The 25,615-nt window shown below is 56.1% G+C and carries 22 protein-coding genes, 2 tRNA genes and 1 rRNA gene; 5 read left to right on the top strand and 20 right to left on the bottom strand.

Going from position 1 to position 25,615, the window contains the following annotated elements; genetic code table 11:
* Positions 1-16: 16 nt before the first annotated feature.
* The 7 genes from BJF97_RS01190 to pepQ form a co-directional block, all read right to left on the bottom strand.
* Positions 17-92 (bottom strand) — tRNA-Ala (locus BJF97_RS01190).
* 106 nt (positions 93-198) lie between these two features.
* A tRNA-Ile gene (locus BJF97_RS01185) sits at positions 199-275 on the bottom strand.
* Between the two features lie 71 nt (positions 276-346).
* Positions 347-1,885: ribosomal RNA gene (locus tag BJF97_RS01180) — 16S ribosomal RNA — on the bottom strand.
* A 392-nt stretch (positions 1,886-2,277) separates the two neighbouring features.
* Entirely contained in the window at positions 2,278-2,811 is a 534-nt protein-coding gene (gene hemG / locus BJF97_RS01175; RefSeq protein WP_004870475.1) for a menaquinone-dependent protoporphyrinogen IX dehydrogenase, read from the bottom strand.
* A gap of 11 nt (positions 2,812-2,822) precedes the next feature.
* On the bottom strand, positions 2,823-4,274 hold the full coding sequence (trkH, locus tag BJF97_RS01170) for a Trk system potassium transporter TrkH (RefSeq protein WP_070082755.1): 1,452 nt from the start codon (positions 4,272-4,274) through the stop codon (positions 2,823-2,825).
* Between the two features lie 41 nt (positions 4,275-4,315).
* Complete coding sequence (locus BJF97_RS01165; protein WP_014227487.1) at positions 4,316-4,930, bottom strand: IMPACT family protein; 615 nt, start codon at positions 4,928-4,930, stop codon at positions 4,316-4,318.
* Complete coding sequence (gene pepQ, locus BJF97_RS01160) at positions 4,930-6,261, bottom strand: Xaa-Pro dipeptidase (RefSeq protein ID WP_009652560.1); 1,332 nt, start codon at positions 6,259-6,261, stop codon at positions 4,930-4,932. Before pepQ ends, BJF97_RS01165 begins: the two co-directional genes overlap by 1 nt.
* A 191-nt stretch (positions 6,262-6,452) precedes the next feature.
* On the opposite strand from pepQ, the gene fadB reads away from it, so the two are divergent.
* The 3 genes from fadB to BJF97_RS01145 all read left to right on the top strand — a co-directional run bounded on the left by fadB (position 6,453) and on the right by BJF97_RS01145 (position 10,368).
* Positions 6,453-8,642 (top strand): fatty acid oxidation complex subunit alpha FadB, encoded by a 2,190-nt coding sequence (gene fadB, locus BJF97_RS01155; RefSeq protein ID WP_032693751.1) that lies wholly within the window; start codon positions 6,453-6,455, stop codon positions 8,640-8,642.
* Positions 8,643-8,651: 9 nt separating this feature from the next.
* A complete protein-coding gene (gene fadA / locus BJF97_RS01150) occupies positions 8,652-9,815 on the top strand; it encodes an acetyl-CoA C-acyltransferase FadA (protein WP_014837092.1) in 1,164 nt (387 codons plus the stop codon).
* A 241-nt stretch (positions 9,816-10,056) separates the two neighbouring features.
* A complete protein-coding gene (locus BJF97_RS01145) occupies positions 10,057-10,368 on the top strand; it encodes a hypothetical protein (protein WP_014227485.1) in 312 nt (103 codons plus the stop codon).
* A 44-nt stretch (positions 10,369-10,412) separates the two neighbouring features.
* Here BJF97_RS01145 and fre read toward each other — a convergent pair whose 3' ends face one another.
* Positions 10,413-11,114, bottom strand: coding sequence for an NAD(P)H-flavin reductase (gene fre / locus BJF97_RS01140; RefSeq protein WP_014227484.1), 702 nt, complete (start codon positions 11,112-11,114; stop codon positions 10,413-10,415).
* Between the two features lie 54 nt (positions 11,115-11,168).
* Complete coding sequence (ubiD, locus tag BJF97_RS01135) at positions 11,169-12,638, bottom strand: 4-hydroxy-3-polyprenylbenzoate decarboxylase (RefSeq protein ID WP_014227483.1); 1,470 nt, start codon at positions 12,636-12,638, stop codon at positions 11,169-11,171.
* A 177-nt stretch (positions 12,639-12,815) separates the two neighbouring features.
* Between ubiD and rfaH the strand changes: the two genes are divergently transcribed.
* On the top strand, positions 12,816-13,304 hold the full coding sequence (gene rfaH / locus BJF97_RS01130; protein ID WP_004097595.1) for a transcription/translation regulatory transformer protein RfaH: 489 nt from the start codon (positions 12,816-12,818) through the stop codon (positions 13,302-13,304).
* 6 nt (positions 13,305-13,310) lie between these two features.
* Here the strand turns inward: rfaH and tatD are convergent, their stop codons facing one another.
* The 9 genes from tatD to udp all read right to left on the bottom strand — a co-directional run bounded on the left by tatD (position 13,311) and on the right by udp (position 21,214).
* Complete coding sequence (gene tatD, locus BJF97_RS01125; protein ID WP_014837091.1) at positions 13,311-14,105, bottom strand: 3'-5' ssDNA/RNA exonuclease TatD; 795 nt, start codon at positions 14,103-14,105, stop codon at positions 13,311-13,313.
* 30 nt (positions 14,106-14,135) lie between these two features.
* Positions 14,136-14,909, bottom strand: a complete 774-nt coding sequence (gene tatC, locus BJF97_RS01120) for a Sec-independent protein translocase subunit TatC (protein WP_004097593.1) — start codon at positions 14,907-14,909, stop codon at positions 14,136-14,138.
* Between the two features lie 2 nt (positions 14,910-14,911).
* Positions 14,912-15,451 carry a Sec-independent protein translocase protein TatB gene (tatB, locus tag BJF97_RS01115; protein ID WP_014227481.1) on the bottom strand — a complete coding sequence of 180 codons (540 nt, stop codon included), beginning with the start codon at positions 15,449-15,451 and terminating at the stop codon, positions 14,912-14,914.
* A gap of 3 nt (positions 15,452-15,454) precedes the next feature.
* Positions 15,455-15,706, bottom strand: coding sequence for a Sec-independent protein translocase subunit TatA (gene tatA, locus BJF97_RS01110; protein ID WP_032693753.1), 252 nt, complete (start codon positions 15,704-15,706; stop codon positions 15,455-15,457).
* Positions 15,707-15,783: 77 nt separating this feature from the next.
* Positions 15,784-17,424 carry a ubiquinone biosynthesis regulatory protein kinase UbiB gene (gene ubiB, locus BJF97_RS01105; RefSeq protein WP_032693754.1) on the bottom strand — a complete coding sequence of 547 codons (1,641 nt, stop codon included), beginning with the start codon at positions 17,422-17,424 and terminating at the stop codon, positions 15,784-15,786.
* Entirely contained in the window at positions 17,421-18,026 is a 606-nt protein-coding gene (gene ubiJ / locus BJF97_RS01100) for a ubiquinone biosynthesis protein UbiJ (RefSeq protein ID WP_014227479.1), read from the bottom strand. Before ubiJ ends, ubiB begins: the two co-directional genes overlap by 4 nt.
* A gap of 13 nt (positions 18,027-18,039) precedes the next feature.
* Complete coding sequence (gene ubiE / locus BJF97_RS01095; protein ID WP_004097585.1) at positions 18,040-18,795, bottom strand: bifunctional demethylmenaquinone methyltransferase/2-methoxy-6-polyprenyl-1,4-benzoquinol methylase UbiE; 756 nt, start codon at positions 18,793-18,795, stop codon at positions 18,040-18,042.
* A gap of 70 nt (positions 18,796-18,865) precedes the next feature.
* A complete protein-coding gene (gene rmuC / locus BJF97_RS01090) occupies positions 18,866-20,314 on the bottom strand; it encodes a DNA recombination protein RmuC (protein ID WP_032693755.1) in 1,449 nt (482 codons plus the stop codon).
* Positions 20,315-20,452: 138 nt separating this feature from the next.
* Complete coding sequence (gene udp / locus BJF97_RS01085) at positions 20,453-21,214, bottom strand: uridine phosphorylase (protein ID WP_004097583.1); 762 nt, start codon at positions 21,212-21,214, stop codon at positions 20,453-20,455.
* A 267-nt stretch (positions 21,215-21,481) separates the two neighbouring features.
* Between udp and BJF97_RS01080 the strand changes: the two genes are divergently transcribed.
* Complete coding sequence (locus BJF97_RS01080) at positions 21,482-22,294, top strand: dienelactone hydrolase family protein (RefSeq protein WP_032693756.1); 813 nt, start codon at positions 21,482-21,484, stop codon at positions 22,292-22,294.
* 3 nt (positions 22,295-22,297) lie between these two features.
* Here the strand turns inward: BJF97_RS01080 and BJF97_RS01075 are convergent, their stop codons facing one another.
* Positions 22,298-22,987, bottom strand: coding sequence for a transporter substrate-binding domain-containing protein (locus tag BJF97_RS01075; RefSeq protein WP_025108394.1), 690 nt, complete (start codon positions 22,985-22,987; stop codon positions 22,298-22,300).
* 206 nt (positions 22,988-23,193) lie between these two features.
* Entirely contained in the window at positions 23,194-25,455 is a 2,262-nt protein-coding gene (metE, locus tag BJF97_RS01070; protein ID WP_032693757.1) for a 5-methyltetrahydropteroyltriglutamate--homocysteine S-methyltransferase, read from the bottom strand.
* Positions 25,456-25,615: the final 160 nt, after the last annotated feature.

Below are 25,615 nucleotides of genomic sequence, written 5' to 3'. Positions count from 1 at the left end.
TGTTGTGCAGTAAAGATGGTGGAGCTATGCGGGATCGAACCGCAGACCTCCTGCGTGCAAAGCAGGCGCTCTCCCAGCTGAGCTATAGCCCCATCGTAGTTAATCTCATTTACCGTAATTCGATTCCGGGCAAGGCGTGTAAGAACGAAGCATACTGAAGTATGCGAGTTATTTCACAACGCAGCACGGGAGCGAATTTGGTAGGCCTGAGTGGACTTGAACCACCGACCTCACCCTTATCAGGGGTGCGCTCTAACCACCTGAGCTACAAGCCTGCAGAGATTTTTTACTGCTACATTTTCATCAGACAATCTGTGTGAGCACTACAAAGGCAGGTTCTTTAAGGTAAGGAGGTGATCCAACCGCAGGTTCCCCTACGGTTACCTTGTTACGACTTCACCCCAGTCATGAATCACAAAGTGGTAAGCGCCCTCCCGAAGGTTAAGCTACCTACTTCTTTTGCAACCCACTCCCATGGTGTGACGGGCGGTGTGTACAAGGCCCGGGAACGTATTCACCGTGGCATTCTGATCCACGATTACTAGCGATTCCGACTTCATGGAGTCGAGTTGCAGACTCCAATCCGGACTACGACATACTTTATGAGGTCCGCTTGCTCTCGCGAGGTCGCTTCTCTTTGTATATGCCATTGTAGCACGTGTGTAGCCCTACTCGTAAGGGCCATGATGACTTGACGTCATCCCCACCTTCCTCCAGTTTATCACTGGCAGTCTCCTTTGAGTTCCCGGCCTAACCGCTGGCAACAAAGGATAAGGGTTGCGCTCGTTGCGGGACTTAACCCAACATTTCACAACACGAGCTGACGACAGCCATGCAGCACCTGTCTCACGGTTCCCGAAGGCACCAAAGCATCTCTGCTAAGTTCCGTGGATGTCAAGAGTAGGTAAGGTTCTTCGCGTTGCATCGAATTAAACCACATGCTCCACCGCTTGTGCGGGCCCCCGTCAATTCATTTGAGTTTTAACCTTGCGGCCGTACTCCCCAGGCGGTCGACTTAACGCGTTAGCTCCGGAAGCCACTCCTCAAGGGAACAACCTCCAAGTCGACATCGTTTACAGCGTGGACTACCAGGGTATCTAATCCTGTTTGCTCCCCACGCTTTCGCACCTGAGCGTCAGTCTTTGTCCAGGGGGCCGCCTTCGCCACCGGTATTCCTCCAGATCTCTACGCATTTCACCGCTACACCTGGAATTCTACCCCCTCTACAAGACTCCAGCCTGCCAGTTTCGAATGCAATTCCCAGGTTGAGCCCGGGGATTTCACATCCGACTTGACAGACCGCCTGCGTGCGCTTTACGCCCAGTAATTCCGATTAACGCTTGCACCCTCCGTATTACCGCGGCTGCTGGCACGGAGTTAGCCGGTGCTTCTTCTGCGGGTAACGTCAATTGCTGAGGTTATTAACCTCAACACCTTCCTCCCCGCTGAAAGTACTTTACAACCCGAAGGCCTTCTTCATACACGCGGCATGGCTGCATCAGGCTTGCGCCCATTGTGCAATATTCCCCACTGCTGCCTCCCGTAGGAGTCTGGACCGTGTCTCAGTTCCAGTGTGGCTGGTCATCCTCTCAGACCAGCTAGGGATCGTCGCCTAGGTGAGCCGTTACCCCACCTACCAGCTAATCCCATCTGGGCACATCTGATGGCAAGAGGCCCGAAGGTCCCCCTCTTTGGTCTTGCGACGTTATGCGGTATTAGCTACCGTTTCCAGTAGTTATCCCCCTCCATCAGGCAGTTTCCCAGACATTACTCACCCGTCCGCCACTCGTCACCCGAGAGCAAGCTCTCTGTGCTACCGTTCGACTTGCATGTGTTAGGCCTGCCGCCAGCGTTCAATCTGAGCCATGATCAAACTCTTCAATTTAAGTTTGATGCTCGTAGAATTAAACTTCGTAATGAATTACGTGTTCACTCTTTGAGACTTGGTATTCATTTTTCGTCTTGCGACGTTAAGAATCCATGTCACTTTGAGTGCCCACACAGATTGTCTGATAAATTGTTAAAGAGCAGTGCAACGCGGCTTTCGCTCACCGTCGCGAGGTCCCGTATAATACGTTTTCCTCATTCAGAGTCAAGCGATTATTTTCGCTTTTCTCTGCCGGTATTCATCGCTGAATCCCGCTGACCCGGCGGGCTGTAAGCCGTTGTTCCGTGTCAGTGGGAGCGCATTATAGGGAGTAATTCCGAAGTGACAAGGGGAAATTTCAAAAAACTTTTCGTTCGCTCAACTTTCCATCACCAGGATGGTTTAACGCGCTATTTGCTGGTCATTTGCGCAATTTCCCGCGCAAATCTGCCCACCTGCTGCCAGTCGGTATACACCACTTCTTTACTGACATCCGTTTCGCCGCCGGTCATCTTCATAATAAGGCGAATCATAAACCGATCGTACCAACGATAGCGTGGATAGCGGAGCGCGCCGGCAAACACCGCGCAGTGCTGCGGCTGCCACGGCGAGTTAAGCAGAAACTTGCGGGTGTAGCTGTTGGTCTGCGGCGTTCGTTTTTCTGGCTTACGCGCGACGAGGTTGACCGAGAAAAAGGCGCCCGGTAGCGCCTGCAGCGACTGAAGATGCGTTTTTACAAACCGTTCTAAGGCGGGATGAAAATGACCATAGCGGATTGATGCGCCGATGACGACACGATCGTATAAGGGCCACTCCACTTCATTGGTGCGGTTGAGATCGATCGTGTCCGCATCAATCCCCTGCTCTTTTAATTCAGATGCCAGATAGGAGGCGATTTCACGCGTCTGTCCGTCGCGGGTAGAAAAGAGAATCAAAGTTTTCACAGGCACTCCTGTTATTCGCGCCAGAAAGTCGGAGTAAATAGCACCAGCAAGGTGAACACTTCCAGACGACCAAACAGCATATTAGCAATCAAGATCCATTTTGCGACAGGGTTCATCGTCGCAAAGTTATCCGCCACAACACCCAGCCCAGGGCCAAGGTTATTCAGCGTCGCAACGACCGAAGCAAAGGCCGAGAAATCATCCACGCCGGTGGCGATAATCACCAGCATACTAATGATAAACACTAGCGCATAGGCGGAGAAGAATCCCCAGACGGCTTCCAGGATACGTTCCGGCAGCGCGCGGTTCCCCAGTTTAATACTGTATACCGCGTTAGGATGTACCAGCCGTTTAAGCTCACGGTTACCCTGCTTGAAAAGCAGAAGAATACGGATAACCTTCAAACCACCGCCTGTCGACCCGGCACAGCCGCCGATAAAAGCCGAACAGAGGAGGAGGACCGGCAAAAATAGCGGCCAGCGCGCAATGCTGTCGGTCGTGAAGCCCGCCGTTGTCGCCATCGATACAACCTGAAAGAACGCCTGATTCACCGTCATGAGCGCCGAACTGTAGACGTCATGCAGCCACAGCACCAGGGTACATACCACCACCAGCGTGAGCTGCACGCCGATGAACATGCGGAATTCGGGATCGCGCCAGTACACTTTCAGGCTGCGCCCGCTGAGTAATGAAAAGTGCAGGCCGTAGTTACAGCCCGATATCAGCAAGAAAATCGCAATAATGGAGTTAATCGTTGGGCTATTAAAGTAGCCCACGCTGGCGTCATGGGTGGAGAATCCGCCAATCGCAATCGTCGAGAAGCTGTGCCCGATGGCGTCGAACGCCGGCATGCCGGCAAACCACAGCGCCAGCGCACAGGCCACCGTCAGTAAGACATAGATAAGCCACAGCGTTTTCGCCGTCTCAGCAATGCGCGGCCGCATCTTGTTATCTTTCAGCGGCCCGGGCATTTCCGCCCGATACAGCTGCATCCCCCCGACGCCCAGTATCGGCAGTATCGCTACCGCCAGCACGATGATCCCCATCCCGCCAAACCATTGCAGCATCTGACGATAGAAAAGAATGGCGTGGGGTAACGAATCTAACCCAACCAGCGTCGTTGCCCCGGTCGTTGTCAGACCCGAGAAGGATTCAAAGAAGGCATCCGTAATGCTCAGGTTGGGCTGTTCAGAGAAGATAAAGGGCAGCGAACCGACGCTTCCGAGCACCGTCCAGAACAGCACGACGATGAGAAACCCTTCGCGGGATTTCAGTTCACCCTTCTCACGACGGTTGGGCCACCACAGCAGCGAGCCGATCGCCAGGGCAACGAAAAAGGTCTGGGTAAACGCCCGCCCCGCACCATCGCGATATATCAGGGCTATTAATCCCGGGAGGATCATTGTCCCCGAAAACAAAATGACCAGCAGTCCAACGATTCGGGTTATCGCGCGAAAATGCATCTCTGGCGCTTCCTTTGATATGCAAAAAAATCAGGTGGGGATTATTCGTCAATCTTCAGTAATTGCAACGAACCGCGACTAAAATCAGCCAGTTTTGCTGAAAATAGCGCCACTTCAGCCTGAGGAAGCGCCACGCGCAGCTGAACAGACGCTTGATATTCGCTTTCGACAATTTTCCCTGAGAACTGAGCCAACAGCGTTTCAATCCCGGCCAACTGCCCGTATTCACACTGCAAAGTATACGCGGTCAGCGGCGTCTTGCGCTGTGTTGTCAGCAGCGCAAGCGCCTGGTGCACACCGCCGCCGTACGCTTTGACCAGGCCGCCGGTGCCCAGCAGAATACCACCGTAGTAGCGCACGACGACAGCGGTTATCTCGCCGACGCCGCTACCCATCAGCTGCGCCAGCATCGGTTTACCCGCCGTCCCCGCCGGTTCGCCATCGTCGGAAAACCCCAGCTGCTGCGAGTCATTCGGAGGCCCGGCGACCCACGCCACGCAGTGGTGACGGGCATCCGGGTGATCCGCCCTGACTGACTCGACAAACGCCTTTGCCGCCGCTACGCCGTCGGTGTGCGCCAACAGCGTGATAAAGCGGCTCTTTTTGATCTCTTCCACAAAGGTGGCCGGCGCGGCCGGTATCAACCAGCTTTCCATTACGCCAGTTTCAGATCGCGCGTCATGTTTTCAATACTGTTTTCGTGGATCACGACGTTGTCTTCAATACGAATACCGCCAAACGGTTTCAGCGCTTCAATTTTCTGCCAGTTGAAGTGTTTGCTGAACTGCCCTTCGCGCCACGGCGCCAGCAGCGATTCAATAAAATAGATGCCCGGTTCAATCGTCAATACCATCCGCGGCTGCAGTACGCGCGTGCAGCGCAGGTAAGGATATTTTGCCGGCGCGGCCAGATGGGTACCCGAATCATCCTGCATAAAACCCGCGACATCATGAACCTGCAGACCTAAAGGATGACCAATGCCGTGCGGCATAAACGGTCCGGTCAGATCGTTTTCCACCATCGCTTCTTCGCTCATATCTTTGACTATCTGATGTTTGCGCAGCAGTTTGGCAATACGCTGATGGAACTGGACATGATAATCCACGTAGCTCACGCCCGCCTTCATGGTGCTAATCAGCGCCAGCTGTTCCTCATTAACGTCTTTAATCAGTTGAGCATAGTCACTATCGCCATGCGCCGCCCAGGTACGCGTCAGATCCGCCGCATAGCCGTTATATTCCGCGCCCGCATCCAGCAGGAAGCTGCGCAATTCCGCCGGCGCGCGATGATCCAGCTTCGTATAATGCAGCACGGAGGCATGTTCGTTCAGCGCCACAATGTTGCTGTACGGTACATCGGTGTCGCGATGGCCGGTCGCGGTCAGATAGGCCTGGTTGATATCAAACTCGCTCATCCCGGAGAGGAACGCTTCATGAGCGGCCTGATGACCGTTAACCGCCGACTTCTGCGCTTCGCGCATGCAGGCCAGCTCATAGTCAGTTTTATAAGAACGATAGTAGTGCAGATAATCGATCGCCCCTTTTGGGTTGATTTTATCCGCCGCGATATCTAACCCCAACGCACGTTCCGGCACCGGCCCGATATAGGCAATATTGCCGCGCGCGGCAGGCAGTTGGCTGCCGATACCATCTGCTTTCGGCAGGGCAATCACATCCACCTCTTCGGTCCAGAATGAGGTCGGCAGCGGTTCCACGTTATGCCAGTAGTCGACCGGCAGATAGAACCACAGTTTGGGTTTATTGACGCCGTCCACCAGCAGCCAGCAGTTAGGGACCTGCGTAACCGGCACCCAGGCTTTGAACTGGGGATTGACCTTGAACGGATACGGATGATCGTCAAGGAAGACGTTGACCAGTTCACCGGAGTGGATCAGCAGGGCATCCAGCTTAAAGCGGGCCAGAACATCGCGGGTGCGTTCTTGTAAGGTAACGATATGATTTTTATAGAGACCTGCAAGGGATTCCATCATTTATCCTTTGATTTTATGAGATCGTGATGCTTCGCATCTTAGCACAATGACCTCAAACGGGGTGATCTCTGCCGGGTGTGATCCGACCAGCATTTATTTAAAGTCTTATTTGCAATTTCTTAACATAAAATCCACACTCCGTCTCATCTGGTACGACCAGATCATATTGCTGGATTCAGGAGACTGACATGCTCTACAAAGGCGACACCCTGTACCTCGACTGGCGGGAAGACGGCATTGCCGAACTGGTATTTGATGCCCCCGGCTCGGTCAACAAGCTCGATACCGCAACCGTAGCCAGCCTCGGTGAAGCGCTGGACGTACTCGAAAAACAAAAAGATCTGCAAGGGCTGCTGCTACGCTCCGAGAAAGCCGCTTTTATTGTCGGCGCGGATATCACCGAATTTCTTTCTCTGTTCCTGGTTCCCGAAGAACAGCTCAGCCAGTGGCTGCATTTCGCTAATAGCGTATTTAATCGCCTGGAAGATTTGCCGGTTCCGACCATCTCCGCCGTCAACGGCTATGCGTTGGGCGGCGGCTGCGAATGCGTGCTGGCGACCGATTATCGCCTGGCGACGCCGGATCTGCGCATTGGTCTGCCGGAAACGAAGCTGGGCATCATGCCGGGCTTTGGCGGCTCGGTGCGGATGCCGCGGATGCTTGGCGCGGACAGCGCGCTGGAAATCATTGCCGCCGGCAAAGACGTTGGCGCCGAACAGGCCTTAAAAATCGGCCTCGTCGATGGCGTGGTTAAGCATGAAAAACTGATCGATGGCGCGGTCGCGATTCTGCGTCAGGCTATTAAAGGCGACCTGGACTGGAAGGCGAAGCGCCAGCCGAAGCTGGAGCCGCTGCATCTGAGTAAAATTGAAGCCGCGATGAGTTTTACCATCGCCAAAGGCATGGTGGCGCAAACCGCCGGGAAGCACTACCCGGCCCCGATTACCGCCGTTAAAACCATCGAAGCCGCCGCCCGCTTTGGCCGCGAAGAAGCGCTGGATCTGGAAAATAAAAGTTTCGTCCCGCTGGCGCATACCAACGAGGCGCGTGCGCTGGTAGGTATCTTCCTTAACGATCAGTACGTCAAAGCAAAAGCGAAGAAGCTGACGAAAGATATCGACACGCCAAAACACGCGGCCGTGCTGGGCGCGGGGATTATGGGCGGCGGCATTGCATACCAGTCAGCCTGGAAAGGCGTGCCGGTGGTCATGAAAGATATCAACGACAAATCGCTGACGCTGGGCATGACCGAAGCGGCCAAGCTGCTGAATAAACAGCTTGAGCGCGGCAAAATCGACGGTCTTAAGATGGCTGGCGTCATTTCTACTATTCAGCCAACCCTGGATTACGCCGGCTTTGAACGCGTGGACGTCGTGGTCGAAGCCGTTGTTGAGAATCCGAAAGTGAAAAAAGCGGTGCTGGCGGAAACGGAAGACAAAGTCCGCCCGGATACCGTGCTGGCTTCGAATACCTCCACCATTCCCATCAGCGAGTTGGCCAGCGTACTGAAGCGCCCGGAAAACTTCTGTGGTATGCACTTCTTTAACCCGGTGCACCGGATGCCGCTGGTCGAGATCGTTCGCGGCGAAAAAAGCTCGGACGAAACCATTGCGAAAGTGGTCGCCTGGGCCAGCAAAATGGGCAAAACGCCGATTGTGGTCAACGACTGCCCCGGTTTCTTTGTTAACCGCGTGCTGTTCCCCTACTTCGCCGGTTTCAGCCAGCTGCTGCGCGACGGCGCGGACTTCCGCAAAGTCGATAAAGTGATGGAGAAGCAGTTTGGCTGGCCGATGGGCCCGGCCTATCTGCTGGACGTCGTTGGCATTGATACCGCGCATCACGCGCAGGCGGTCATGGCGGCGGGCTTCCCGCAGCGGATGCAGAAAGATTATCGCGATGCGATCGATGCGCTGTTCGACGCTAACCGTTTCGGCCAGAAAAATGGCCTCGGCTTCTGGCGCTACAAAGAAGACAGTAAAGGTAAACCGAAGAAGGAAGAGGATGCCGCAGTCGATAGCCTGCTGGCGGAAGTTAGCCAGCCGAAGCGTGATTTCAGCGATGAAGAGATTATCGCCCGCATGATGATCCCCATGGTTAATGAAGTGGTGCGCTGTCTCGAAGAGGGCATTATCGCCAGCCCGGCAGAAGCCGATATGGCGCTGGTTTATGGCCTGGGCTTCCCTCCGTTCCACGGCGGCGCGTTCCGCTGGCTGGATACGCTCGGTAGCGCAAAATATCTCGATATGGCCCAGCAGTATCAGCATCTCGGCCCGCTATACGACGTGCCGGAAGGATTGCGCAGCAAAGCGCGTCATAACGAACCGTACTATCCACCAGTTGAGCCTGCCCGTGCGCCAGGCGACCTGAAAAAGGCTTAAGGAGTCACAATGGAACAGGTTGTCATTGTCGATGCAGTTCGTACCCCGATGGGCCGTTCGAAGGGTGGCGCCTTTCGCCACGTGCGCGCGGAAGATCTCTCCGCGCACCTGATGCGTAGCCTGCTTTCACGCAACCCATCCCTTGAAGCCAGCACGATTGACGATATTTACTGGGGCTGCGTTCAGCAGACGCTGGAACAGGGCTTCAATATTGCCCGCAACGCGGCGCTGCTGGCGGAAATCCCGCATTCGGTACCCGCCACCACGGTCAATCGGCTGTGCGGTTCTTCCATGCAGGCGCTTCACGACGCGGCACGCATGATCATGACCGGCGACGCCAGCGTATGCCTGATTGGCGGCGTAGAGCATATGGGCCACGTCCCGATGAGCCACGGCGTAGATTTCCATCCGGGCCTGAGCCGTAACGTCGCCAAAGCCGCCGGAATGATGGGGCTGACGGCAGAAATGCTGGCGCGCCTGCACGGCATCAGCCGCGAGATGCAGGACCAGTTTGCGGCTCGCTCCCACGCCCGCGCCTGGGCCGCGACGCAATCCGGCGCATTCAAAGCGGAAATTGTCCCGACAGGCGGTCACGACGCCGACGGCGTGCTGAAGTCTTACAGCTACGACGAAGTGATTCGCCCGGAGACAACGGTTGAAGCGCTGGCCGCGCTTAGACCCGCTTTCGATCCGGTAACCGGAACCGTGACGGCGGGAACCTCATCCGCCCTCTCCGATGGCGCCGCAGCCATGCTGTTAATGAGCGAAAGCCGCGCCCGCGAGCTGGGCCTGAAGCCCCGCGCTCGCGTGCGTTCGATGGCTGTCGTCGGCTGCGACCCGTCAATAATGGGCTATGGTCCGGTTCCCGCGTCAAAACTGGCGCTGAAAAAAGCCGGGCTCTCCACCAGCGATATCGATGTGTTCGAAATGAACGAAGCTTTTGCCGCGCAGATCCTGCCGTGCATTAAAGATCTGGGGCTGATGGAACAGATCGACGAGAAGATCAACCTCAACGGCGGCGCGATCGCCCTGGGTCATCCGCTCGGCTGTTCCGGCGCGCGCATTAGCACCACATTGATCAACCATATGGAACGCAAAGACGCGCAGTTCGGCCTGGCGACGATGTGTATTGGTTTAGGTCAGGGTATCGCGACGGTATTCGAGCGGGTTTAAGCAAAGCGTTAACCCCCTGAATCATTCGCGCGGCATCGCGGCGGCAGCCGAGCAAATCCCCGGGAGCATAGAGAACTCGGTGACCGGGGTGAGCGAGGGCAGCCAACAAAGAGGCAGCGTGAATGATAACGGGAGAAGGTTTAGTTGCCGTTCTTCCCGCCTGTCAGGGGCGGGTTTTTTATTTCCGCTATTCGGTTATTATCACCGGATACGTCACGCTCATTAAGGATAATGAAGAGTCATGAAAATAATCCCCATCATTTTTTTGCTAACGACGTTCCCTGCCGCAGCGCTCGCCAGCGAACAGGATAACGCTCAGGCCTGCCTCTCATGGGGGATCGGTAAAATGGCGCAGGATCCGCAAAGCGAGCGGTTCAAGGATCTGACCGTCACCGATATCACTACCGAACGCTATGATGAGAAGATAGGCAGCCAGCATATCGCGACGCAGCTAACCGCCACGCTGGAAAAAGAAGGGAACCCGGTAGGGAAAATGCTCTGTTTGCTGGAAAACGAACGACCGCTGTACGTTTACTTCAGCGATGCCCGGTAACAACAGCATCCGGGCCAAAAGCCCGGATGCCGGCAGAGCGGCTATCAGATAAACGCAAAGGCATCGCCAAACAGGCGATCTTCGCGCGCGCCGCGCTCGTTGCAGAACAGGTCGCGGGCAATTTTCGCCATCTCGAAGCGGCCAGCGATATAGATATCATGCTCGCCCAGCGTACCGTAATCCTGCAGAACCGCCGTGAGTACGGTTCCGGTACGGCCACGCCACTCGGCGTCAGGCTGCTCAACAACGGGTTCGACGCGCAGGCCCGGATGCTGCAGGCTTAACGCTTCGAGCTCGGCCAGGTCATAGAGATGTTTCGCTTCGCGCCCGCCCCAGTAGATGGCGATATCGCGATTCGGATTGCGCGCCAGCGCGGTGAGCAGAATCGAACGCACGTAAGAGAAGCCCGTTCCCCCGGCGATTAAAATCAGAGGACGTTCTTCATCATCGCGCAGCCAGGCTTCGCCATGCGGCATATCGACCTCGATTTGACGCTCTTTCAGGATTCGATCCATCACCGCCATCGCATACAGGTTCAGTTCAGATGCACCGATATGCAGCTCGATAAACTCCTGTTCCGACGGCGTGGAGGCCATCGAGAATGGGCGCTTATCGCGTTCGTCCATCACGACCATCAGATACTGACCGGCACGGAAGGAAAACGCCGCTTCCGGCACTAATCGAACGCGATACACAGTATCGGTAATCGCCTCCACTGAGGTCACTTTACAGCTTAAGGTTGTCATGCGTCCCCTCTGTCGGGTCTATTGTGCAAAACAGCGGCGTAGCCCCGCTTACTGTTATTTGAAGATAGCCAGTTCATCCCAGATGGCGTCGACGCGCGCCGTCACCTCAGGATCTTTCTTGATCGGACGACCCCACTCGCGCTGGGTCTCTCCAGGCCATTTATTTGTGGCATCCAGCCCCATTTTTGAACCCAAACCGGAAACCGGTGAGGCAAAATCCAGATAATCAATTGGCGTATTTTCTACCAGTACCGTATCACGCGCCGGGTCCATACGGGTAGTAATCGCCCAAATCACATCATTCCAGTCGCGCGCGTTGACATCGTCATCGCAGACAATAACGAACTTGGTGTACATGAACTGGCGGAGGAACGACCAGACGCCCATCATGACGCGTTTCGCGTGACCGGCGTACTGCTTCTTCATCGTGACGACCGCCAGGCGATAGGAACAGCCTTCAGGCGGCAAATAGAAATCCACGATTTCAGGAAACTGCTTTTGCAGAATGGGGACGAACACTTCGTTCAGCGCAACGCCCAGTACCGCAGGCTCATCCGGCGGACGCCCGGTATAGGTCGAGTGATAGATGGCATCTTCACGCTGAGTAATGTGGGTAACGGTAAAGACCGGGAAGTTATCCACTTCATTGTAGTAGCCAGTATGGTCGCCATAGGGGCCTTCCGGCGCCATTTCTCCGGCTTCAATATACCCTTCCAGCACGATCTCCGCGCTGGCGGGCACCTCAAGATCGTTAGAGATGCACTTCACGACTTCGGTTTTGGTGCCGCGCAGTAGCCCGGCAAAAGCATATTCGGAAAGGGTATCCGGAACCGGAGTCACCGCCCCGAGAATGGTTGCCGGATCGGCGCCCAGCGCGACGGAGACCGGGAAACGCTCGCCAGGACGCGCCGCGCACCACTCCTGGAAGTCCAGCGCGCCGCCGCGATGCGATAGCCAGCGCATAATCAGCTTGTTCTTGCCAATCAGCTGCTGGCGATAAATGCCCAGATTCTGCCGCTCTTTATGCGGGCCGCGGGTCACCGTCAGACCCCAGGTGATCAGCGGCGCGGCATCTTCCGGCCAGCAGGTCATGATCGGGATACGGGTCAAATCAACTTCATCACCCTGAATGATTTTCTGCTGGCACGGCGCTCCGCGCAGACGCTTAGTCGGCATATTCAGCACCTGTTTGAACTGCGGCAGCTTATCAAACAGATCGCGGAAACCTTTTGGGGGTTCCGGCTCTTTCAGGAATGCCAGAAGCTTACCCACTTCCCGCAGAGAACTGACATCCTCCTGCCCCATCCCCAGCGCGACTCGCCGCGGCGTGCCGAAAAGATTACACAGCACCGGCATGGCGTAGCCCTTGGGATTTTCGAATAGCAGCGCCGGACCGCCAGCTCGCAAAGTGCGGTCGGCAATTTCGGTGATTTCCAGGTGAGGATCGACCGGCAGGGAGATCCGTTTCAATTCCCCCTGCTGCTCCAGTAATGTCAGAAATTCGCGTAGATCGTGGTATTTCATGGAGTTGTTATTGACCTCTATACAGGCGGGTGATTATACGGCGTTCGCCGGAGCTATGCTGTATTTTTGTTAAATTAGCGTGAAAGAACGCTGAAATTTAGTTTTCACCCGCAATGATTTCGCGATCGTACCGGGCTTTTGTTATGCTTGCAGCTAGTAGCATTGGAAAGAGTCATTATGCAAGCCTGGTACTTACTTTATTGCAAACGTGGGCAGCTTGAACGAGCCCAGGAACACCTTGAACGGCAGGCCGTCAATTGCCTGATGCCAACGATCGAGCTGGAAAAAATCGTCCGCGGTAAACGCACGACGGTCAGCGAGCCCCTGTTCCCAAATTATCTGTTTATCGAGTTCGACCCGGAAGTGATTCATACCACTACCATCAGCGCCACGCGCGGCGTGAACAGTTTTGTGCGTTTCGGCGCGCTGCCCGCTATCGTGCCATCTGCCGTCATTCATCAGCTTTCCATCTACAAACCGGAAGGCATCACCGATCCTGAAACGCCGCACGAAGGCGACAGCGTGCTGATTACCGATGGCGCTTTTGAGGGTCTGCAGGCTATTTTTACCGAACCGGACGGCGAAGCCCGCTCGATGCTGCTGCTGAATCTGCTTAACAAGCAGGTGCTCCAGAGCGTTAAAAATACTGACTTTTATAAAATCTGACGGCGCTTAAAAAGCCACGCCAAAAAGTCTTCTGACGTTAGCATCAGTCACGTCTTCCAGCCATTGCGCCTCCTCCCCACGCCATTGCGCGATGCGGGTCAGAATATGCGGCAGGTAGGCGGGCTCATTGCGGCGAGAAGCGGGTTTTGGCAGCATATCTCGCGGCAACAGGTACGGCGCATCGGTCTCAATCAGCAGGCGCTCTGCCGGAATATCGACCAGCAGCTCTCGCAGCTCCAGCCCCCGACGCTCATCGCATACCCAGCCGGTGATACCAATAAATAAACCGTGCTCCACGCATTCGCGCATCTCTTCGCGGCTACCGGTAAAACAATGCACAACGGCCCCCGGGAGCTTATCAAGCCAGGGCACCAGCAGGGCCAGGAAGCGCTCGTGTGCATCGCGGCAGTGCAGAAATACCGGCATCGACAGCTCCGCGGCCAGCGCCAGCTGAGCGCTAAACGCCGCTTCTTGCTCCTGAGGCGTCGAAAAATTGCGGTTGAAATCCAGCCCGCACTCACCCACCGCAACGACTTCCGGCTCGCGAGCCAGCGCATAGACCGCTGCCGCCGCCGAGTCCGTCCAGCTGCGACTGTCGTGGGGATGAACGCCGGCCGTTGACCAGCACCCGGAATAACGGCGCGCCAGCTGCTGAGCCTGCGCGCTTTCATGCAGGTTGGTTCCCGTCAATAGCATCCCGCTGACGCCCGCCCCCCGGGCCCGGGAAACCACCTCGTCGCGATCGCGGGAAAACTGCGAACTGGTCAGATTTACGCCGATATCAAACATCATCGCTCCCATACGGCAACCGCCCTGGCGGGCGGTTGAGCGTTATTCTTCTTTGCCCTGCGCCTCTTCGGCAGCGGCATCCTCATCACGCGTCAGGCGTTTACCGGTGTAGAACCGCGCGAAGAAGACCCCGACCTCAAACAAACAGTACATCGGAATCGCCAGCAGGGTTTGCGAGAACACGTCCGGCGGGGTCAGCAGCATCCCGACAACGAATGCGCCAACCAGTACGTAGGGGCGTTTCTTACGCAGGTCGTCCGGCGTGGTGACGCCCATCCAGCACAGCAGGACGATGGCCACCGGAACCTCGAATGAGACGCCAAAGGCGATAAACAGCGCCATCACAAAGTCGAGGTAGCTGCGAATATCGGTAGAGACCTGTACGCCTTCCGGCGCCGCGTGGGTCAGAAAACCAAACGCCAGCGGGAAAACGACGAAGTAGGCAAAGGCCATGCCGATATAGAACAGCAGCGTACTGGAGACCAGCAGCGGCATAACCAGCCGACGTTCATGCTTATACAGCGCTGGCGCCACAAAGGCCCAGACCTGATACAAAATGACCGGGACCGACAAAATTATCGATACCATAAAGGTCAGCTTGATCGGCGTGAAGAAAGGCGAGGCCACATCCGTGGCGATCATGGTCGCACCGACCGGCATCTGCCGAATCAGCGGCGCGGAAACCAGCTGATAGATATCGTTGGCGAAATAGACTAACGCCAGGAAAATCACCAGAATCGCAAGAATGCTGTTGATCAAGCGCTTGCGCAGCTCAATCAGATGCGTAATTAGCGGTTGAGTATCGTCTACGCCCATTTTTACTGTTTATCACTCGGTACGGGGGAGGAGGAATCGGAAGCCGACACGGCAGCTTTCACTTTCGCTGCCGGGATTTCACTCTGCGAAGCGGGGAGTTCTTCAGACACGGAGTCAGGCGCATGCTCTGGCGCACTGGCCTGATGTTCAGCCGTCGCTGGCGTCACGTCCTTGCGCTGCTCTTCACTCCCTTTTACGACCGGGTTGTGAATGGTATTGGCTTCGTCGCTGGCTTTTTCAGGATCGTGGGCGGAGTAGGATCGCTTCATAGATTCAGCCGCTTCACGCAGTTCATCCATTGAAGCTTTTAGCTCGGGCGTCAGGTTGTCCAGGCTGGCCTTTTCCACCTTTTTAAGGCTTTCCTGAAACTCCTGCAGTTTTAATTCCTGGGTAATTTCATTTTGTACGGTAGCCGCAAGCGACCGCAGCGTGCGGATCCAGCTCACCACCGTCTTTACCGCTACCGGTAGTCGCTGTGGCCCCAGAACGATGAGGCCAATCACGAATACCAGCAGCAGCTCACTAAAACCGATATCGAACACGAATTACACCTGCTCTTTGTCGTGGCGTTTAGTCTCGTCTTTCTTTGCATCATCCGGCTTATCAGCAAGGGTCTTCGCCGCGAAATCTGCATCCGGCGCGGATTTTTCCGATTTCTCTTCGTCGCTCATGGCCTTTTTAAAGCCTTTGATCGACGCCCCTAAATCTGAACCGAGCGAGCTCAGCTTTTTTGTCCCAAAAAGCAGAACCACAATGACGACAACAATGAGTAACTGCCAAATACTGATACCACCCATACACATTCCCCTATGACAGATGATGAATTATTAGGACGCATTATACACATTATGCGCAGTGATAAAGGCGGCCGCCGTCAGTTCGTCTTTCGCCAGCCGATAAGCCAGGTTACGACCCCAGCGGCCATCAGCCAGCCTGGCATCATGCCCCACTCGGGACGATGAATGAATAGCAGCGTACCACTCAGTAATAAAACCGCGCCTATACCGAACAAATAGCGGGACTGACCCTGGCGCACGTGCCGCACCTGGATGTCGCGCACGATGGTATCGACGCTATTCTGCAGCTGCTTGCTTTGCTGCAGGCTCTGGTACACCAGCTCAGGTATTTCCGGCATTCTTTCGATCCAGAACGGCGCTTTTTCTTTAAACGCCCGCACCAGAGCCGGAATGCCCACCTGATCTTTGATCCACGACTCAAGGAACGGTTTCGCCGTTTTCCACAAGTCTAACTGAGGATAGAGCTGGCGACCTACACCTTCTACGTAAAGTAATGTCTTCTGCAGCAGAACCAGCTGCGGCTGCACTTCCATATTGAAACGTCGCGCCGTATTAAACAGGTTCAACAACACGTGGCCAAACGAGATTTCCGCCAGCGGTTTTTCAAAGATAGGCTCGCAGACGGTACGAATAGCAAACTCGAACTCTTCGACGTTGGTATCCGCGGGAACCCAGCCGGAATCAACGTGCAGCTCCGCAACTTTGCGATAATCGCGGTTGAAGAAGGCAATGAAGTTCTCCGCCAGATAGCGCTTATCTTCTTTGTTCAGCGAACCGACGATACCGCAGTCAATACCAATGTACTGAGGATCTTCCGGATGATTACGGCTGACAAAAATATTGCCCGGATGCATGTCGGCATGGAAGAAGCTGTCGCGGAAAACCTGCGTAAAGAAGACCTGCACGCCACGCTCGGCCAGCAGCTTCATGTTAGTTCCCTGCGCTTCCAGCGCGGTGACGTCGGACACCGGGATCCCGTAAATCCGCTCCATCACCATCATGCCTTCGCTACAGTAGTCCGAATAAACTTCCGGGACATAAAGCATTGGGCTCTCGTCGAAGTTGCGGCGAAGCTGGATAGCGTTAGCCGATTCACGCAGCAGGTTGAGCTCATCCAGCAGCGTTTTTTCATATTCGCGAACCACTTCCTGCGGGCGAAGGCGACGGCCGTCCGGTAACAGACGCGGCACCCAGCGGGCAAGACGGTAGATGAGCTTCATATCCGCTTTGATAACCGGCACGATATCCGGGCGGATCACCTTAATGACCACCTCTTTGCCGTTCTCTTTCAGACGCGCGGTATGCACCTGGGCAATAGAAGCGGAAGCGAGCGGTTCAACAGAGAAGTCATCAAACCAGGCTTCTACCGGCAGGCCGCCCATGGCTTGCTCAATCTGCTTTTTGGCCTGCAGACCGTCAAAGGGCGCGACGCGATCCTGCAGCATGGCCAGCTGATCGGCAATGTGCGGCGGAAACAGGTCGCGACGGGTCGAGAGCATCTGGCCAAACTTGATCCACACCGGCCCCAGCTCCTGTAATGCGAGGCGGAGTCGCTCGCCAAGAGGACGATCTTTATGGCGGTTGGGCATCCAGAACAGCATCCGCCGCCAGATTCGCAGCGGCAGCGTGATACGCATTTTGGGAATGAGCTCATCAAGCCCGTAGCTCAAAAAGGTGTGGACGATAAAATACAGGCGCCGTAATTCTCCTGGCGTCATTTGCCCTCCAGCGTGTCCAGCCGTTTTTCCAGCGCGGCCAGGGTTCGTTCTACCGCAGCGGTTTCCTCTGCAAACCAGGCCAGCTCCAGCGGCCCCGGCGCCAGGCGCCACTCTTCGGTAATCGCTTCCGCGACATAGCGCTGCTGGCGTTGAGCGCCATGCAGAAGAAAGCGAGCGCCGCCGCGGAATACTTTACTAAAGCCTTCCGCAACCACATCACCGGTATACGGGGCGAGCAGTTCAGCCGGATCGAACTCTGCCAGATCGCACAGCGTGACGGTATTTTGCACCACCTGCAGGTCGCCCTGCACTTCAAGATCGCCGCTGCGAATCAGCGCGGTAAGCTGCTGGCGATTGCGCAATTGCGGAAGCACGCTAAGGCGGGTACGTACGGTGCAGTCAGCCTCACCTTCCCACGCGCCCAGCACGTCCAGCTGACGTTCGCTAAAAACCAGCACCACAGGATCGGAAAGCTCTTGCAGCTCGATGCGCAGCACTTTCCCCAGCAGGCGCTGGCGCGCGGGTTTCAGCGCCCGATCGCGCCAGAGGAAGGTGTTAAGGACCGTCTCAAGACCGGCGGTAACCAGTGGTTTGAAAGGCATAGCGTCCCTCCTGTCAGAACTTATATCCGCGGTGTAGCGCAACGATACCTGCCGTCAGGTTGTAGTAGTCGACGCTTTCAAACCCTGCGTCCTGCATCATGCCTTTCAGCGTGTCCTGATCGGGATGCATTCGAATAGATTCAGCAAGATAACGATAGCTTTCGGCATCTTTAGCAACCAGCTCTCCCACGCGCGGCAGGATATGGAAGGAATAGGCGTCGTAGGCTTTACTGAGCGGCTCAATAATCGGTTTTGAGAATTCCAGCACCAGCAGGCGGCCGCCCGGCTTTAGTACGCGATACATTGAGCGCAGCGCTTTTTCTTTGTCGGTCACGTTACGCAGACCGAAAGAAATCGTAATGCAATCAAAGGTGTTGTCTGCAAAAGGCAGCGCTTCAGCGTTTGCCTGGACGTATTCCACGTTGCCGACAATACCAATGTTACGCAGCTTTTCGCGGCCCATTTTCAGCATAGAGTCGTTGATGTCCGCCAGCATCACGCGGCCGGTTTCACCCACCAGGCGAGAGAATTTCGCCGTCAGATCGCCGGTACCACCAGCCAGATCCAATACGGTTTGCCCGCGGCGGACGCCGCTGCAGTCGATGGTGAAACGCTTCCACAAACGATGAATACCGAACGACATCAGGTCGTTCATTACGTCATATTTTGCGGCCACAGAATGAAATACATGCGCCACCATGTCAGCTTTCTGCTCTTTGGCGACAGTCTGAAAGCCAAAATGCGTCGTTTCTTGTGAATCCTCAACCATCTCAATGCCTGCTTGCTTATCAAGAAAATGTTCGTTGAGTGTAACAGGTTTAGCGCACTTCCCATACGCTTCAACGTGGCCGGGAGCCGCCCCCAAACATGGCAGTAGCCGTAGGATCGGATAAAATATCGTTATCTTCCGGCGGGTTACCCCCCTGCGCAAGGCGGTATTCTTCATCCTGGGCCGTCGCCTGTTCAACTAACTCAGGATTAATCTCACGCTTAACCTCCACGCCCAGCTCACGGAATGATTCCGCCTGTACCAGCAGGTTACCTCGTCCGGAGGCGAGCTTTTTCATCGCCTGGCGGTAGTTATCCTGAGCTTTATCCAGGCCCTGCCCGATGGCGGACATATCATCGACAAACAGGCGCATCTTGTCATACAGCCGCCCCGCTCTTTCGGCAATTTTCTGCGCGTTACGGCCCTGATGCTCATAGCGCCAAAGATTGGCGATAGTCCGCAGCGCCACCAGCAGCGTGGTTGGGCTCACCAGCATGATGTTGTTCTTCAGCGCTTCGCTAATGAGTTCCGGCTGACGATCGATAGCCAGCAGGAAGGCGGGTTCTACCGGGATAAACATCAGAACGTAGTCGAGCGAACGCAGCCCCGGCAGCTGCTGGTAGTCTTTACGCCCCAGCAGGCGCATATGGTTGCGTACCGAAGCGATATGCTCCTGCAGCGCCGCTTCACGGGTGTAATCATCTTCGGCGTTGAAATAGCGCTCATAGGCCACCAGGGTCATCTTGGCATCGATCACCACGTCTTTCCCCTGCGGTAAACGGACAATCACATCGGGCTGCATCCGCGCGCGATTGTCCGTTTCGATGCTGACCTGGGTCTGATATTCATATCCTTCCCGCAGTCCGGACGCTTCCAGCACGCGGGTCAACACCACCTCGCCCCAGTTGCCCTGGGTTTTGTTATCGCCTTTGAGCGCGCGCGTCAGGTTTAGCGCCTCCTGGGCCATTTGCGCATTCAGCTGCTGAAGATTGCGGATTTCATGGGCCAGAGTATGGCGCTCCCGCGCTTCCTGGCCAAAGCTATCCTGCACCTGCCGACGAAAGCCATCCAGCTGTTCGCGAAGCGGCGTCAGCAGGCCGTGCAGGCTCTGGCGATTCTGCTCATCCACCCGCCGGTTGCTGTGCTCAAAAATGCGATTTGCCAGATTCTCAAACTGTTCGCTAAGACGCTGCTCGCTGTTAACCATCTGGCGAATTTTGTCTTCCGCATGCAGCTGAGTGGATTCAAGTCGGGTGGTCACTTCGCGAAGATCGGCTTCCAGCGAGGCGTTGATATCGCGCAGGCTGCGCAGTTCGTTATTGAGCAGTTCACACTCTTCTCGCCAGTGTGACTCCTGCACCAGACATTGGCGGGCCGCGCTCAGCTCAATATCCAGCTCGCGCCGCTCATCGATAAGATCGGCGCGAATTTGATCGGCGTGCGCTTTGGTCGCCAGCCAGCCGACAATCAGCCCGACGGCCAGCGCCACAACGGCGCTAATAATAATTGAGATATCCACAAAGCCCCCTGCGGCAACGACTTACGGCACAAAATAGAATTGTGCTGTACAAACGTCCAGTTTGAAAGGGTTTTCCTGCGAGGCGCTACGCAAAAAAGAAGGGCCGGAGAGTCCGACCCCTGGCAGAAGAAAGGGTAACTACAGCAGGCGGCGCGCCGCTTCCACGACAATTTTCACCGCGTGGCTTTCGGTTTGCTTCATGGTTTCCGCGTTCGGAATTTCCTGCTGGGTACGGTTGACGATAACTCCGGCAACCATCCCGGCGCGCAGGCCCTGGCTGGCGCACATCGTCAGCAGCGTGGCGGATTCCATTTCATAGTTCATCACGCCCATCGCCTGCCACTCTTCCATCGAGCCTTTAAAACGGCTAACAACGCGGCCGGAGAAGGTATCGTAACGTTCCTGGCCCGGATAGAAGGTGTCGGAAGAGGCGGTGACACCGATATGGGTGGTCGCGCCGATAGACTTCGCCGCTTCAACCAGCGCGGTAGTACATTCAAAGTCAGCCACCGCCGGGAACTCCATTGGCGCAAAGTGCAGGCTTGCGCCGTCCAGACGGACGGACGCGGTCGTCACCAGAACGTCGCCGACATTAATATGCGGCTGAATGGCGCCGGTGGTACCGATGCGCAGGAAGGTACGGATGCCCAGTTGGGCCAGCTCTTCCACGGCGATAGAGGTCGATGGGCCGCCGATACCGGTAGAGCAGACAATCACTGCTTTACCATCCAGCTCAGCGCGCCAGGTGGTGAATTCACGGTGAGATGCCAGCTTAACCGGCTTATCCATCAGCGCGGCGATCTTTTCCACACGCTCCGGATCGCCAGGGACGATAGCCAGCGTAGCCCCTTGTAAATCGTTTTTGGTGAGGCCGAGATGAAAAACATCAGACTTGGACATAAAAAACTCCTCTGTGGGTCGAATTATCAGCAGAAGCAAAACGGTACTTTACAGAAGCTGTCGGCTCAATTTTGTGACCACAATCACCATGAATGAAATTCATTGCAATAACTTTCCATAAAAGAGTGATATACATCACATTAACAAGCTAAATCGCAGAAGCCTGAACAAAAGATAGCCTGTTTCGGGCACTGTGTTTGATTAACGTCCTGTCCAGAGCAGCTATAGTTATTGATGCGCTAATAAATTGAGGGTACGGAGAATACCATGACGACAATTAAGCAAACCGGCTTTGCACCTGCAGCCACGCCGCACGCCTCAACTGCCGTTCACACATCAGATGAGAACATCGTCTCCGGGGAGACATCCATCCCTTCACAGGGAGATAACATGCCGGCGTTCCATGCTCGCCCGCGCGGCGTCGACGGTCCGCTGCCGGTCGTTATCGTGGTCCAGGAAATTTTCGGCGTGCATGAACATATCCGCGATATCTGCCGCCGTCTGGCAAAGGAGGGGTATCTGGCTATCGCACCGGAGCTCTATTTCCGCCAGGGCGATCCTAATGATTACAGCGACATCCCTTCTCTGTTCCAGGGACTGGTCAAAAAGGTGCCGGATTCTCAGGTGCTGGCCGACCTCGATCACGTGGCCAGCTGGGCCTACCGCCACGGCGGCGATGCTCATCGCTTGCTGATTACCGGCTTCTGCTGGGGCGGGCGTATTACCTGGCTGTACGCTGCGCATAATCCGCAGTTAAAAGCCGCCGTCGCCTGGTACGGCAAGCTGGTAGGCGAGAAAACGCTGAATTCGCCGAAGCATCCGGTCGATATTGCCGTCGATCTTAACGCGCCGGTGTTAGGGCTTTATGGCGCGAAAGATGACAGCATCCCGCAGGACACGATGGAAACGATGCGTCAGGCGCTGCGGGCGGCCAACGCCACGGCGGAAATCGTGGTTTACCCGCACGCCGACCACGCTTTTAATGCCGACTATCGCGCCAGCTATCATGAAGAGTCGGCAAAAGACGGCTGGCAGCGGATGCTGGCCTGGTTTGCGCAGTATGGCGGTAAGCGCGGTTAACGATCAGCTATTGCCGATATGGCGGCTCACCATCCCGGCAATAGTACCGTCCGCTATCCAGGAAGAGAGGCGGCGGCAAATAAATTCATAGTGCTGCGTCGCATTGCGCGGTACGCATATCGCCTGGTGTATCTGGCTAAAGCTGTCGGGCAGAACGCGAAACTGCGGATTCTCCTGCGCGGCTTTCTCCAGAGGCTGGCGAATACCGGCCACCCAATCGCCTTCGCCGTTGATAAATGCCTGAATAGCCTCCTGTGAGGTGGCGTACTGGCGCATCGTTGCATGCTGCAGCGTGCGAATCAGATACAGCTCGTAGGCCGCGCCTTTGCCCACGTTAATCACCACGCCTGCGCGGTCCATCTCCTGAACCGATTGAATCTGGCTCTCTTTTTTCACCATCAGCGAGCTTTCGATAGTGACGTAGGATGGCGTAAAGCGAAGCTTATCTTCCCGCGCCGGGTCGATAGCCAGAAAGGCGATATCCCATTGATCCTGCAGCGCCGCGTCAACTACCTGCCCGGCCGTCGGCCAGGTCACAAACCGCGCTTCGCGCTGGCTCTCTGCAGCCAGTTTCTTTGCCAGCTCGACGGTAATCCCCCCCGGAGAGCCATCCGGCAGCAGTGTCGTAAGCACCGGATTACCCAGATTAATGGCAAAACGCAAATACCCTTTTTGATCGTGGTGTTCAATCATCTTTCACCTCAGGAGAGTTATCACAGCTTCGGTTCAGGGAACGCTTAACTGTAGTCAAAGACATCCGTCCTGAGCAACAGCCGGGAGCGGGTGGACGTTGTCCAGACGCTGCCGCCTCACGCCGAACAGTTCTTCACATTCGGTTTTGCCAGCGAAGAGAAGAAACCAAAAAAGGAGGCCGGGGCCTCCCACAAGTGTGATTTATATTACGCCTGGCGCAGGTTTTGCGCGGCCTTGACCATGTTGGCCAGCGCGGCGCGCGTTTCCGTCCAGCCGCGGGTTTTCAGGCCGCAGTCCGGGTTCACCCACAGGCGCTCTGCCGGGATACGCTGCGCGGCTTTTTCCAGCAGCGCTTCAATCCACTCCACGCTCGGCACGTTCGGGGAGTGAATGTCGTACACGCCCGGCCCGATTTCATTCGGGTAGTCGAACGCTTCGAACGACTCCAGCAGCTCCATATCAGAGCGCGAGGTTTCGATGGTAATCACGTCCGCATCCAGCGCGGCGATGGAATCCATGATGTCGTTGAACTCGCAATAGCACATATGGGTGTGGATCTGCGTGTCGTCTTTCGCCACCGCAGCATTGATACGGAAAGCTTCCACCCCCCATGCCAGATACGCATCCCAGTCGCTACGCTTCAGCGGCAGGCCTTCCCGCAGGGCCGGTTCGTCGATCTGGATGATACCGATACCGGCGGCTTCCAGATCCGCCACTTCATCGCGCAGCGCGAGGGCTATCTGTTTCGCAATCGTTTCACGGCTGACGTCCTCACGCGGGAAGGACCAGCAAAGAATGGTCACCGGGCCGGTCAGCATGCCTTTTACCGGTTTGTCGGTCAGGGACTGAGCGTATTTTGCCCACTCGACGGTGATCGCCTCCGGGCGGCTGATATCTCCGACGACCACCGGCGGTTTGACGCAGCGGGAGCCGTAGCTCTGTACCCAGCCGTTCTGCGTGAAAATAAAGCCGTCCAGGTGTTCGCCGAAGTATTCCACCATATCGTTACGCTCGGCTTCACCGTGTACCAGCACGTCCAGCCCCAGTCGCTCCTGCTCAACGATCGCCTGCTTAATGTGTTCGGCGATGCCGGTGCGGTAGCGGTTAGCATCGAGATTGCCCTTTTTGAAGTCCAGACGCAGGCCGCGGATCTCGGTGGTCTGGGGGAAGGAGCCGATGGTGGTGGTTGGCCAGGCCGGCAGCTTAAAGCGGGCGCGCTGCGCTTCGGCGCGAACTTCGTAGACGCTTTGACGCTGGCTGTCCTGAACGGTAATGGCCGCCAGACGCTTCTCTACCGCAGCGTTGTGCACGCGGGTTGACTGGCGACGTGCCTGGATCGGCGCGCTCCAGTCAGCAATCGCCGCGGTGTCGCCGCTGTTCAGCGCATCGCGCAGCAGCGCCAGCTCCCGGCATTTTTGCAGGGCGAAGGCAAACCAGCTCTTCACTTCGGCATCGAGCCGCGTTTCCACGTTCAGATCGATCGGGCTGTGCAGCAGGGAGCAGGAAGAGGCTACCCACAGTTCACGTTTGCCGACGATATCTTTAACCTGCGCGTATTTCTCGCTCAGATCGGCGCGCCAGACGTTGCGGCCGTTGATCAGCCCCGCGGAGAGCAGCCAGTCGGCAGGCAGGCGCTTATGCAGTTCGGCGACATCGTCCTGGCCGTGGACCAGATCCACATGCAGGCCCTGTACCGGCAGTGCGGTAATGGTGTCGAGGTTATCGGTAATGCCTTCAAAGTAGGTAGTCAGCAGCAGCTTAAGCTGACCGCTAAGGGCCGCGTAAGCCGGTTTGAAGGCATCCAGCCACGCCTGCGGCAGCTCGAGCACCAGCGCCGGTTCATCAATCTGCACCCACTCAACGCCGCGTTTTGCCAGTTCAGTCAGCACCTGCTGGTAAACAGGCAGAATATCGTTCAGCAGGCTCAGGCGGTCGAACGGCTCGCCTTTCACCTTACCGAGCCACAGGTAGGTGACCGGCCCAAGTAGAACGGGCTTCACCTTGTGGCCCAGCGCCAGCGCTTCGTCCACCTCATCCAGCAGCTGGGTCCAGCTCAGTTTGAACCGCTGGCCCTTCACAAATTCCGGCACCATGTAGTGGTAGTTAGTGTTAAACCATTTGGTCATTTCCGCCGCCGCGGCCGGTTCGCCGGTCGGCGCGCGGCCGCGGCCTATGCGAAAAAGGGTATCGATATCAACGGAGCCGTCTTTGTTCTGATGACGAGCCGGCACGTTGCCAAGCCACAGGCTAGTGGTCAGAACATGGTCGTACCAGGCGAAATCGCCCACCGGTAGCAGGTCAATGCCCGCCTGCTTCTGCTGTTCCCAGTGGCGAGCGCGCAGTTCGCGGCCAACGGCCAGCAATTCTTCGCGGCTGGTATTGCCCGCCCAGTAGCTTTCTTGCGCTTTCTTCAGCTCGCGGCGCAGGCCAACGCGAGGGAAACCGAGGGTGTGGTTAATAATTGTCATTTTTTGAGCCTCATAATTGCAATCCGAAAGATTTCGGATTTAGGGAAGGCGGCAAACTTGCTCATCCCCAGGAGCTTACTGAAGTAAGTGACTGGGGTGAGGAAGTGCAGCCAACGCTGCCATAAATTCGAAAGATAAAGGATTTAGACGTCCAGATGTT

Source organism: Klebsiella sp. LTGPAF-6F (assembly GCF_001753185.1).
Taxonomy (GTDB): domain Bacteria; phylum Pseudomonadota; class Gammaproteobacteria; order Enterobacterales; family Enterobacteriaceae; genus Klebsiella; species Klebsiella michiganensis.
This window is presented reverse-complemented; position numbering and strand designations above follow the sequence as displayed.